A 10,676-nucleotide genomic window follows, 5' to 3' on the forward strand; every position below is an offset into this window, starting at 1 on the left:
CGCCGCGCGCGTGAACGGGCGCTAGCGGGGCGCGCCCTGCGGGTGGTCCGGCTGCGCCTGGCGCCGCGCGAGCACACGTCGTGCGCGCTCGACTACCGGCGCGTCGACCATCTTTCCGCCGACGCGCAGCGCGCCGCGCCCATCCGCGCACGCAGCTTCGTACGCGTCGATCAGCGTCTGCGCGGCCTGGATCTCGTCGTCGGTGGGCGCGAATGCGCGGTTCAGGATCGGCACTTGCGCGGGGTGGATGCAGGTGGCGCCGGCGAATCCCATGGCCTTCGAGCGTTGCGCCATGCGGGCGAATGCCTCGAGATCGTCGAGCGAGTCCGGCGTGCCGGCGAGGCCAAGCGGCAGCACGCCGGCCGCGCGCGCGGCGATGACCAGCAGCTGCTTGGGCACGTTCAGCACGTCCGCGCTCGCGTCGCTCTCGCAGTGCAATGCGAAATCGCCGCCGCCGAGCATCAGTGCCGCGATGCGCTGCGACGCGCGGGCGATCCGCGCTCTCGCCTCGAACGCACCGGGCGTCTCGATCATCGCGATCACGCGGATCGCGCCGTGCGCGACGCCCTGTTCGTCCTCCAGTTCGCCGAGCAGCGTGTCGATCGCCTCGAGGTGCGACGCGCCGAGGACCTTCGGGATCGCGACGCCGTCGGCCCCGGCGGCAACCGCCGCGCGCAAGTCGTGCGGGAGCCATTGCAGCGAGCCGTTGACCCGGACCAGCACGTCGCCGCCCGCGGCCTTCAGGCGCGGTACGGCCGCCGCCAGCGCGTCGCGCGCAAGCGCCTTCCGGTCCGCCGGCACGCTGTCTTCGAGATCAAGCAGCAACGCGTCCGCGCCGCACGTCGCGGCCTTGTCGACGAAGCGCGGGACGTGGGCCGGCACGTACAGCAGCGAGCGCCAGCCGGGTGCGTTGCAGGTGAGGTTTTTCATGGTAATCCGTAAAAATGAAAGTGACTTTCATTTTTGTGCGGATCGCAAAGGTTCGTCAATATCGAGGTTTACCCGAAAAAACAACGGGAATCTGAGGATTCTCGGGTGGTGATCGATCCGTTGCCTGTTGACACGGCGAGTCGCATCCATAAAAATGAAAGTCACTTTTGTTTTTGTGCGGATGTGCCCCGATGCCGTCCGTCCCGGTTTCTCTTTGCGAGGTAGGTATGAATGCTCAGGCAGATGGCGGCGTTTCGGCCGTCAATCGCGCGTTGTCGGCGCTGCTGGCGTTCGGCGATGCGCCGAACGGATTGATGCTCGCGCAGGTCAGCGAGGCGACGGGGCTCAACATGAGCACGTTGCTGCGCCTGTTCGAATCGCTCGAGATGTTCCAGTTCGTCAAGCGCATGCCCGACGGCCGCTATGTGCTCGGGCCGGCCACCTTCCATCTCGGCATGATGTATCGCGAGTCGTTCCAGCTGCGCGAGCACGCGGTGCCGTTACTGACGCGGCTGTCGGAGGAAACCGCCGAAACCTCGGCGTTCTACGTGCGCGACGGCGACGAGCGCGTCTGCCTGTTTCGCGCGTATGCCCAGCGTGCCGTCCACACCAACGTGCGCGAAGGCGACCGTTTCCCGCTCGAGGTCGGGGCGGCCGGCCGGATCCTGCTCGCGTTCTCGGGCACGCGTGGCGGCGATTACGACAAGGTCGCCGAGCAGGGCTACGCGGTGTCGATCGCGGAACGCGACCCGGAGAGCGCGGCGATCGCCTGCCCGGTATTCGGGGTAGGCCGTTCGCTCGCCGGCGCGATTTCGCTGGGCGTGCCGCGCTATCGCTTCAACAAGAAGGTGCTCGCCGATTACCTGCCGCGCGTGCAGGCCGCGGCGAGCGAACTGACCCATACGCTGGGCGGCGATCTGCCGGTGTCGGCCAGCGTGCCCGCGGCAATCGGCCCGCAGGGCGAATTGCAGGATTAATCCACCAGGAGAATCTTCATGTCGGAACCCTTGGCGCAAGCCGGAATCGAGAGCGCCAGTCACGCGGGCCGTATCGGCCCGCTCCACGCCCGCCAGTTCGACGCTGATGCCGCCGGCCCGTTGTCGGGCGTGCGCGTGGTCGACCTGTCGCGGCTGATGGCGGGCAACATGCTGAGCGTGCAGCTCGCGGATTTCGGCGCGGACGTCATCAAGGTCGAGCCCGAGCAGGGCGATACGCTGCGTGCGGTCGGCGCGGGCGGCATCAGTACGAACTGGAAGGTGTACGGGCGCAACAAGCGCAGCGTGTGCGTCGATCTGCGCACGCCGGAAGGCATCGACATCGTGCTGGCGCTGGTGCGCGATGCCGACGTGTTCATCGAGAGCTTCAAGCCCGGCGTACTCGAGCAGATGGGCCTCGGCCCGGACGTGCTGCTCGCGGTTCGCCCGAAGCTCGTAATTGCCCGCATTTCCGGGTGGGGGCAGACGGGGCCGTACCGCCACAAGCCCGGCTTCGGCACACTCGCGGAAGGTTACTCGGGCTTTGCGGCGATCAACGGCTTCGCCGACCGCGAACCGGTGCTGCCGCCGATGTTTCTCGGCGACATGACGGCCGGCCTGTCGGGCGCGATCGCCGTGATGGTCGGATTGTGGGCGCGCGACGCGAACGACGCGCCGGGCCAGGTGATCGACGTGTCGTTGTTCGAGCCGCTGCTGTCGATCCTCGGGCCGTCCGCGGCGAACTATGCGATGACCGGCAGGGTCAAGCCGCGCACGGGCAGCCGTTCCACCAACACGGCGCCGCGCAATGCGTATCGCACGCGCGACGACCGGTGGCTGTGCCTGTCGAGCTCGACGCAGACGATGGCGGAGCGCCTGTTTCGCGCGATCGGGCGGCCCGATCTCGTGGACGATCCGCGCTATCGCACCAACGTGCTGCGCGTGCAGCATGCGCAGCAACTCGACGAGATCGTCGGCGGCTTCATCGCGGCGCGCGATCTGGCCGACAATCTCGCGTTCTTCGAGGAGGCGGGCGTCACGGCCGGTCCGATCCATGATATTAGCCAAGTTGTTCAGGACCACTACGTGATAGGGCGTGAAGCGCTGGTCAACGTGCCGGACGAAGACGTCGGCACGCTGCCGATGCACAACATCGCGCCGCGCTTCTCGCATACGCCGGGCACGTTCCGGCGGCCGGCGCCGCGGCTCGGCGAAAACAATCGCGAGATCCTCGTGCCGTTGCTGGGCGAGCGCGAATTCGCACGCCTCGCCGAACGCGGGGTGATCTGTCACGGATGACGAAGGACGGGCACGTGCATCCACGGCCCGCGACAAACACAATCGAGGAGACTTTCGACATGAACCCGCGCTGGAACCACCGGCCGCCCGGCTCGAACTGGGGCGATTTTGGCGACGACGACCAGAAAGGGCGTCTCAACTGGCTCACGCAGCAGAAGACACTGGAGGGCGTGCGCGAAGTGCGGGAAGGCCGCGTATTTTCGCTCAGCCTGCCGCTCGACGTGCCGCACGGCGGCGGGCTCAACGCGCGGCGGCGGCCGCCCGCGATCATGCCCGCGCTGCTGCACGACAAGCCGTACTTCGGCTATCGCGCGGACGAGCAGGTGGCGCATGCCACGGACGTCGTATGCGACGACGCGTTCTGCCTGCATTCGCAGTTCTCGACGCAATGGGATGCGCTGTCGCACGTCGGCGGCCTGTTCGACGCGGACGGCGATGGCGAGGCGGAGGCGGTGTTCTACAACGGCTTCCGGATGGGCGAGCACGTACGGGTACCCGAGGCCGGTGCGCAGGTGGGCGGCGCCCGCGCGCTCGGCATCGAGCACATGGCCGCGAGCGGCGTGCAGGGGCGCGGCGTGATGATCGACCTGCGGCATCATTTCGGCGATGCGCGTCGCAAGGTCGGATATGACGAGCTCATGGCGGTGATGCGGGCCGACGACGTCGTCGTCGAGCGCGGCGACATCGTTTGCCTGCATACCGGCTTCGCCGACCTGCTGCTCGACGCCGAGGTGCCGGGCCGCGCGCTCGACGTGCACGCCGCCTGCTGCGTGCTCGACGGCGACGATCCCCGCTTGCTCGAATGGATCGACGTGTCCGGGCTCGCCGCCCTGGTCGCGGACAACCACGCGGTCGAAGAGCGTCCGCGATCGCCGCTGCCGCGTGCCGAACGCGGGCCGCTGATGCCGCTGCACGCGCTGTGCCTCTTCAAGCTCGGCATCCATCTCGGCGAGCTGTGGCACCTCACGCCGCTCGCGCGCTGGCTGCGCGAACACCGGCGCAATCGCTTCCTGCTGACGGCGCCGCCGCTGTACTTGCGCGGCCTCGTCGGCTCACCGGTCAATCCGGTCGCGACCGTCTGAACGCGGCGCGACACCCCGCATTCCTTTCCGGAGACAGCAGCATGTCCAACTCAACCGCGCTTGCCGTGACGGCGCGCATCGACCGTCTGCCGCCGACGGCCAGCATCTGGCGCCTCGTGCTGATGCTGAGCGTCGGCGGTTTCTTCGAGGTCTACGACCTGTTCCAGATGACGTACCTGCCGGCCGGCCTCGTCAGCGACGGGATTTTTCACGTCGGTGCGAAGGGCATGTTCGGCCTGTCCGACCAGGCGACGCTCGGCGCGGCGACGTTCATCGGCCTGTTCATCGGCGAAATCGCCGTGGCGCGGCTTGCCGACCGTTTCGGGCGGCGCGCCGTCTTCACCGGCTCGCTGCTGCTCTATACGTTCGCCAGTCTTGCGATGTGCATGCAGCAGACGGCGGTCGGCATCCATCTGTGCCGGCTGGTCGCGGGCATCGGCGTGGGCGCTGAACTGATCACCATCGGTGCGTACCTCACGGAACTCGTGCCGAAGGGCATGCGTGGCCGTGCGTTCGCCGTGTGTTTCGCGATCGGCTATCTCGCGATGCCGGTGCTTGCGCTCGCGTCCTGGCTGCTGATCCCGCGTGCGCCGCTCGGCATTTCCGGCTGGCGGTGGGTGATTCTCGCGGGCGGCAGCGGTGCGGTGGTCGTCTGGTGGCTGCAATCGCGGATTCCGGAATCGCCGCGCTGGCTCGCGATGCGCGGCCGCGCGGACGAAGCCGAAGCGGTGCTCGGCAAGATCGAGGCGCGCGTCGCGAGCGAGCATGGCGGGCCGCTGCCCGACGTGCCGCCCGTCGCGGCGGGCGAGGCGGAAACCGTGCGCGCGGTGTCGATGTGGGATGACGGCTTGCGCGGCCGGACGCTGATGCTGATTGCGTTCAACGCGTGCCTGAGCATCGGCTTCTTCGGGTTCAGCCAGTGGCTGCCGAGCCTGCTGGCGGCTCGCGGTACGCCCGTGACGCAAAGCCTGCTCTATGCGTTCCTGATCGCGTTCGCGTATCCGCTTTCGCCGCTCGCGGCCGGGCTATTCTCCGATCGCATCGAGCGCAAGTGGCTGATCGTGGCGACCGCGTTCGGTGTCGCGTTGTTCGGGACGGCATTCGCGATGTCGTCGTCGGCCGCGGCCGTGATCCTGTTCGGCATCCTGATCACCTTTTGCAACACGACGCTCGCGAGCAATGCGACCGCCTATCAGGCCGAGGTTTTCCCGACCGCGATTCGCAGCCGCGCGCTGGGGTTCGTCCACTCGTTCGGCCGGCTGACCGGCGTGGTGAGCAGCTACCTGATCGCGCTGATCCTCGCGCATCTCGGCGTGCCGGCGGTGTTCGTGCTGATCGGCGCAAGCATGCTGGTCGTGATGCTGTCGATCGGGCTGTTTGGTCCGCGTACCAATCGCCGTTCGCTCGACGAGATCGCGGCGCCGGCGGCTGCACGGCAGGGCACGGCGGAATCGGGGGCGGCGGGCCGGTATCGCGCGCCGGCCGTGCGCGCGAGGCAGCGGTAGTCCGGGTGCGACCGCTTCCGCGTGGCGCGTGCCGGGTTCAGCGGTGACGCGTCAACCCGTCAACCCGGAATGAGCCACGCGATCACGAGATACCGGGCGACCTTCGCGATGGTGACGATCGCGAGGAACGACGGCAGCGGCTCGCGCAACACGCCGGCGATCATCGTCAGCGGATCGCCGATCACGGGCGCCCAGCTCAGCAGCAACGACCAGCGGCCGTAGCGCGCATACCAGCCCTCGGCGCGCGCGAGCGCGGCCGGCTTGACGGGAAACCAGCGGCGCTCGCGGAAGTGCTCGATGCCGCGCCCGAGCGCCCAGTTGATCACGGAGCCGGCGACGTTGCCGACGCTCGCGACGAGCACCAGCGCCCACACGGGTTCGCGCCCGGCGAGCAGCAGGCCGGCGAGCACGGCTTCGGACTGGAGCGGGAACAGGGTCGCGGCGACCATCGACACGGCGAACAGGCCGCCGTAAGTGAGCAATTCGGACATCGCGCGATTGTACCGGGCACGCGCCGGCCACCCTGGGGCACCGGGTCACACGTTCATGCGTTCATGCGTTCATGCGTTCATGCGGCGTCGGCCGTGCCGAACAGCAGGTGCGAGATCAACGACTTGTCGACGGGTTCGTCGTTGAGCGTGCTGGCCAGCAGTTCGCCCGCGAGTTGCTGGGGCGAAAACACCATGTCGGGTTTCAGGAGGCGCAGCCGTTCGAGGTTGCGCTGCTGGTTCACGAGCGCGACCGTGCGAACCGACGCTGCAATCTCGCGGATCGCGAGGATGATGAAGGCGTTCTCGGCGTCGTCGGAGCGCAGCGCGAGCACGGCGCGCGCGGTCGCCGCGCCGGCGCTTTCCAGCACCGCGTGGTCGGTCGCATCGCCGACGATCAGGTCGGTCGTGGCGGGATAGTTGTGCTCGACGCCGGCCGGCACGACGACGGTCACCGCGTAGCCGCGCTTGCGCAGCCCGTCGTGTACCGCATGCGCGACGGGTGTCGCGCCGACGATCAGGTAATGATGCTTGCGGATCACGTTCGAAATGCCTCCCTTGACGATCCGTTTCAGATTGCCGCCGATCACGGGGCCGATGACCGCGCTGATCGACGTCGCGAACACCGTGATGCCGAGCACGATCACCGACGCGGTGAACAGGCGCGCGGTCGGCGCGTGCGGCACGATGTCGCCGTAGCCCACCGTCGACATCGACACGATCGAGAAATAGACGGCCGTGGCGAGATCGTGGACGGGCGGCGTGAATTCGTCGCCGAGATACAGCACGCCGAAGGTCGCGTAGATCAGCAGCGACACGATGCTCAGCAACGCGAACAGGCTGCTTGCGGCGACGCTCGCGCGGTCGAAGTGCCGCCAGTAATACAGCAGCGCGACGGCCAGCACGGCCGTATAGACGAATACCGCGTGGCTGCGATAGCCGCCGAGCACGCTGATCGCGGCGGCGGCGACCAGCAGCAGGATCGACAGCACCCACGCGACGCGGGCGCGCAGCACGATGCCGATGGCCATCGTCGCGAGGCCGGCCGCGACGACCACTTGCGGCAAGACGACGAGCCCGGCGTTGTCGACGAGGTTCAGCGCATCGGCGAGCCACGCGTGATGCACGCCGAGCCGGGCATGGTCGACCACGGGGCGCAGCACCATGAGCGCATCGAGTGCGAGGAGGAGGGCGAGATACCAGTGCAGGCCGATCGGCGCGAACAGGCGCCGCAGGCGGGTAGTGAGGGGCTTCATCCAGTCGCCCGGCTGGCCGGGCATGTCCAACGAACCAGCCGCTACCCTAAAGCATTCGGCGATCGCGTGCTTTTTCGACGGGTGTGGCGGCGGCCGCGATGAAGCCGGCCGGCCGCCCGGCGCGTCAGTTCCAGCCGACCATGATCGCGCCCATCCCGACGAGCAGCCCGCCCGTCACGCGGTTCATCGCGCGCATCCGCGCCGGCCGTTGCAGCGCGCGGCTCAGCCGGTGCGAGAACAGCGCCATCGACGCGACCCCGCCCGCGAACAGCACCGCGAACGTCGCCGCGAGCAGCAGGAACTGCTGGTTCAGGCTCCAGTCGGCGCTCGGGCTGATGAACTGCGGAAAGAACGACGGAAAGAACAGCAGTGTCTTCGGGTTGAGGCCCGAGGTGGCGACGCCGCGCCAGAACAGCGCGCGGTGCGAGTCGGTTTCCGGCGTTGCCGCGCCGGCCGGCCCGGCCGAGGCAGCGGGTGCGCCGGCTGGCGCACGGCTGAGCCATTGCTTGCAGCCGAGCCAGACGAGGTAGGCCGCGCCGGCCCAGCGGAGTACGGTCAGCGCGCGCTCGTCGAGATGCACGAGGGAATTCAGACACAGCGCGGTCAGCGCGAGTTGCAGCAGCACGGCGAGCGTGCCGCCCCAGACGCACGGCAGCGCGCGGCGCCAGCCGGCGCGCAGTGCCTGGTTCATGGTGAGAAGGTTGACGGGGCCGGGGGCGTAGACGAGAACGGCGGAAGCAGCGAGAAACGAGAGGTAAAGCCTGAACGACATGACGGGTAGGGCAGGAACAGGAACACGGGCGCCGAAGCCGCGCGGCCGGATAGGCGCGCGGGCGGCGGGGAATCGCATGCCTGCTGGCCGGCACCGCAACTCGTGATTGCGGCCGTGCGTCCCGGTGCGAGGGGGTTGTCGCGGGGAGCGTGCCGGACAACAGGCATGGGTAAAAATATATCAAGGGGCCGGATTAAAAGGCTTCCGCATTTCCACACAAACTGACACAAATCCGGAATGTCATTCAGATAGAATCCCGATTTTCAGTAGAAGATTCTTCTTGCCATGGCCACACGTGAACGCTCGCCGAAAACGCTCGACAGTCAGGACCGCAAGATCCTCGGCGCACTGCAGAAAAACGCGCGTCTGTCGAACGCCGAACTGGCCGAACAGATCGGCATGTCGACCACCGCGTGCTGGAACCGCACGCGGCAGCTCGAGGTGGACGGCTATATCGACGGTTATGTCGCGCTCGTCAATCAGCGGAAGCTGGGCTACGCGGACATCGTGATCCTCGAAGTCACGCTCGATCGTCACGAGGACGACGCGCTCGCCCGCTTCGGTGAGGAACTCGCCGCACTGCCCGAGGTGCTCGAGGCTTATCTCGTGTCCGGCGAGTACGACTACTGGATCAAGGTGGCGGTGGACGGCACGGCCGGCTACGAGCGTTTCCTGCGCGAAAAGCTGTACAAGATCTCGAGCATCCGTCACAGCCGCTCGATGTTCGCGCTGCGCTGCATGAAGGACGTGCCGTCGATTCAGGTGTGATGGGAATAAGCATGCGGCCGGCGTTGATACGACGGCGCAGGTGGCTGCGCGTGGGCGCGGGGAAAGACGGCAATCGGGTGCAGGGCAAGCCGCATCGCGCGGTTCGGTACCCGGGCCGGTAAAGCGGATGAATCTTCCATCCGGGACGATCCGGCGTAACCGCGCGCCGGCTCGATGACAGCTGCCCGCCCGGGCAACCGTCAGACAGAACCGCGCCGACGCCGGTCGGCGCCGGCATCGGCTTCAACGTGACTGCTACGCGCTCCCGACGCGGCGAGCGCATTCAACCGGGGCAACCCCGACCGGTTTCCGACCGACAGCCAGGCGAGATGCCGTGCACTGCATGCCGATGCCCGACGCTGCGGCCTCGCGGCGCGCGTTCGGGCAAGCGGATCAGGCAGGGTATTGTGCGGCCAACTGGCGGCCGGCCGCTCCGTTCAGTGCGGCAGGCGTGCGTGTGCTTCAGCGATGACTTCGCAGTTCTCGAGGTGGAGTGCCCAAGCTTCTGCAATCAGGTCGCTCACACGTGCGAGCCAGCCTGCGGATTCGGTGGAACGGTTGGAGACATTGGACGTTTGCATGACGAAGCCCCGTATAGGTGGCGAGTTAGGGATAACCCTAATCATAGCGAAACGGCTTCGCTTTGTGAAATGTGATTTCGTTATATGAGAATTACTGACAATTTGTGTTGCTGCTTCGCAACATGAATATCGGGTGGCTTGGTCTCGGGCGCGCAGGCGTGGCGAGGCCGTGCCTGCACGGCCTCGCATGGGACAAGAGAAGGGATTCGAGCGGTGAGGAGGACGGCGGAAGCGGGCGGTGGCTTACCGGCCGATCCACCCGAACCGCCACGACAGCCGCCGTGTCGCGGCGAGCAACGCTTGCGCGAGGTCGCTGTCCGGCCCGCGCGGGAAACCGCGCGACGAGCCGATGATCGCGATCACGAGCCGGATGCTGCCGGTGTGATCGAACACGGGCGCGGCGACCGTCCCGATGCCCGGCACCGGCGCGTCGAACGCGAAATCGAGTGAGTCCGCGCGGATCGTCGCAAGCCGCGCGCGGAAGGCGTCGTCGGCGGGCGCGGCGGCGTTGCCCGCGAGGCGCACGGGCTCGTCGGCGAGCAGGTCGGCCAGCACGTCGTCGGACATGCCGGCCGCGAAGATCCGTCCGATCGCCGTATTGACGAGCGACATCACCGTGCCGACCTGCAGGCTCACGTGCTGCGGCCGCGCCGACTCTTCGAGGCGAATCACGGTCGGACCGAGCGGCCCGAGCGTCGCGGCCGCCACGCTCATGTCGGTCGCGCCGGCCAGCGCGACGATCTCGGCTTCCGCGTCGCGCGTCGGCGACACGCGCTGCATCGCGATCAGGCCGAGTGCTTGCCCGAGCGGGCCGCCGCCGAAGCAGCCGGCGTCGTCGCGGCTCAGCAGGCCGATCTTCTGCAGGCTGACGAGATGCGGAAACGCCTTCGCCGCCGGTCCGCTGGCCACCGCATTCGAGGGGCGCCTCATGTCGCCGCAAGCGCTGACCACCTCCGCACTGCGCGCGTGGCTGCAGCTCGCGCATGCGCCCGGCCTCGCCCCCGCCGTGCTGCAGGCACTG

Annotated in this window: 9 protein-coding genes and 1 pseudogene; 5 read left to right on the forward strand and 5 right to left on the reverse strand. The window is 68.0% G+C overall.

Going from position 1 to position 10,676, the window contains the following annotated elements; all coding sequences use genetic code 11:
* Window positions 1-21: 21 nt before the first annotated feature.
* Window positions 22-930: a CoA ester lyase gene (locus G3N61_RS35895; protein ID WP_205824739.1), complete on the reverse strand. Its 909-nt coding sequence runs from the start codon at window positions 928-930 to the stop codon at window positions 22-24.
* A gap of 227 nt (window positions 931-1,157) precedes the next feature.
* Between G3N61_RS35895 and G3N61_RS35900 the strand changes: the two genes are divergently transcribed.
* From G3N61_RS35900 to G3N61_RS35915, 4 genes are read left to right on the forward strand one after another with little or no spacing between them, the layout of a single operon-like run.
* Window positions 1,158-1,907: an IclR family transcriptional regulator gene (locus G3N61_RS35900; protein WP_043183595.1), complete on the forward strand. Its 750-nt coding sequence runs from the start codon at window positions 1,158-1,160 to the stop codon at window positions 1,905-1,907.
* Between the two features lie 18 nt (window positions 1,908-1,925).
* Window positions 1,926-3,203 (forward strand): CoA transferase, encoded by a 1,278-nt coding sequence (locus G3N61_RS35905; protein WP_205824740.1) that lies wholly within the window; start codon window positions 1,926-1,928, stop codon window positions 3,201-3,203.
* Window positions 3,204-3,262: 59 nt separating this feature from the next.
* Complete coding sequence (locus G3N61_RS35910; protein WP_205824741.1) at window positions 3,263-4,285, forward strand: cyclase family protein; 1,023 nt, start codon at window positions 3,263-3,265, stop codon at window positions 4,283-4,285.
* A gap of 41 nt (window positions 4,286-4,326) precedes the next feature.
* The gene (locus G3N61_RS35915; protein ID WP_205824743.1) at window positions 4,327-5,790 is read left to right on the forward strand and encodes an MFS transporter; all 1,464 of its coding nucleotides are present in this window, start codon (window positions 4,327-4,329) and stop codon (window positions 5,788-5,790) included.
* A gap of 59 nt (window positions 5,791-5,849) precedes the next feature.
* Here the strand turns inward: G3N61_RS35915 and G3N61_RS35920 are convergent, their stop codons facing one another.
* The 3 genes from G3N61_RS35920 to G3N61_RS35930 all read right to left on the reverse strand — a co-directional run bounded on the left by G3N61_RS35920 (window position 5,850) and on the right by G3N61_RS35930 (window position 8,306).
* Window positions 5,850-6,281 carry a YqaA family protein gene (locus G3N61_RS35920; RefSeq protein WP_043183601.1) on the reverse strand — a complete coding sequence of 144 codons (432 nt, stop codon included), beginning with the start codon at window positions 6,279-6,281 and terminating at the stop codon, window positions 5,850-5,852.
* A 77-nt stretch (window positions 6,282-6,358) separates the two neighbouring features.
* Complete coding sequence (kch, locus tag G3N61_RS35925) at window positions 6,359-7,534, reverse strand: voltage-gated potassium channel protein (protein WP_043183935.1); 1,176 nt, start codon at window positions 7,532-7,534, stop codon at window positions 6,359-6,361.
* 124 nt (window positions 7,535-7,658) lie between these two features.
* Window positions 7,659-8,306: a LysE family translocator gene (locus G3N61_RS35930; protein WP_089453048.1), complete on the reverse strand. Its 648-nt coding sequence runs from the start codon at window positions 8,304-8,306 to the stop codon at window positions 7,659-7,661.
* 285 nt (window positions 8,307-8,591) lie between these two features.
* Between G3N61_RS35930 and G3N61_RS35935 the strand changes: the two genes are divergently transcribed.
* Window positions 8,592-9,074: an Lrp/AsnC family transcriptional regulator gene (locus G3N61_RS35935; protein WP_021159229.1), complete on the forward strand. Its 483-nt coding sequence runs from the start codon at window positions 8,592-8,594 to the stop codon at window positions 9,072-9,074.
* Window positions 9,075-9,898: 824 nt separating this feature from the next.
* On the opposite strand, the pseudogene G3N61_RS35940 reads toward G3N61_RS35935, so the two are convergent.
* Window positions 9,899-10,552: pseudogene (locus G3N61_RS35940) on the reverse strand (IclR family transcriptional regulator C-terminal domain-containing protein); the annotation flags it as partial.
* Between the last annotated feature and the right edge of the window lie 124 nt (window positions 10,553-10,676).

Source organism: Burkholderia sp. Ac-20349 (assembly GCF_017104865.1).
In the GTDB taxonomy this organism is placed as follows: domain Bacteria; phylum Pseudomonadota; class Gammaproteobacteria; order Burkholderiales; family Burkholderiaceae; genus Burkholderia; species Burkholderia aenigmatica.

What these genes read in the sequence shown, in the direction of transcription:
- G3N61_RS35910 (WP_205824741.1), top strand. Translation starts at nt 3,263, where the DNA reads ATGAACCCGCGCTGGAACCACCGGCCGCCCGGCTCGAACTGGGGCGAT.
- G3N61_RS35915 (WP_205824743.1), top strand. Translation starts at nt 4,327, where the DNA reads ATGTCCAACTCAACCGCGCTTGCCGTGACGGCGCGCATCGACCGTCTG.
- kch (WP_043183935.1), bottom strand. Translation starts at nt 7,534, where the DNA reads ATGAAGCCCCTCACTACCCGCCTGCGGCGCCTGTTCGCGCCGATCGGC.
- G3N61_RS35930 (WP_089453048.1), bottom strand. Translation starts at nt 8,306, where the DNA reads ATGTCGTTCAGGCTTTACCTCTCGTTTCTCGCTGCTTCCGCCGTTCTC.
- G3N61_RS35900 (WP_043183595.1), top strand. Translation starts at nt 1,158, where the DNA reads ATGAATGCTCAGGCAGATGGCGGCGTTTCGGCCGTCAATCGCGCGTTG.
- G3N61_RS35920 (WP_043183601.1), bottom strand. Translation starts at nt 6,281, where the DNA reads ATGTCCGAATTGCTCACTTACGGCGGCCTGTTCGCCGTGTCGATGGTC.
- G3N61_RS35895 (WP_205824739.1), bottom strand. Translation starts at nt 930, where the DNA reads ATGAAAAACCTCACCTGCAACGCACCCGGCTGGCGCTCGCTGCTGTAC.
- G3N61_RS35935 (WP_021159229.1), top strand. Translation starts at nt 8,592, where the DNA reads ATGGCCACACGTGAACGCTCGCCGAAAACGCTCGACAGTCAGGACCGC.
- G3N61_RS35905 (WP_205824740.1), top strand. Translation starts at nt 1,926, where the DNA reads ATGTCGGAACCCTTGGCGCAAGCCGGAATCGAGAGCGCCAGTCACGCG.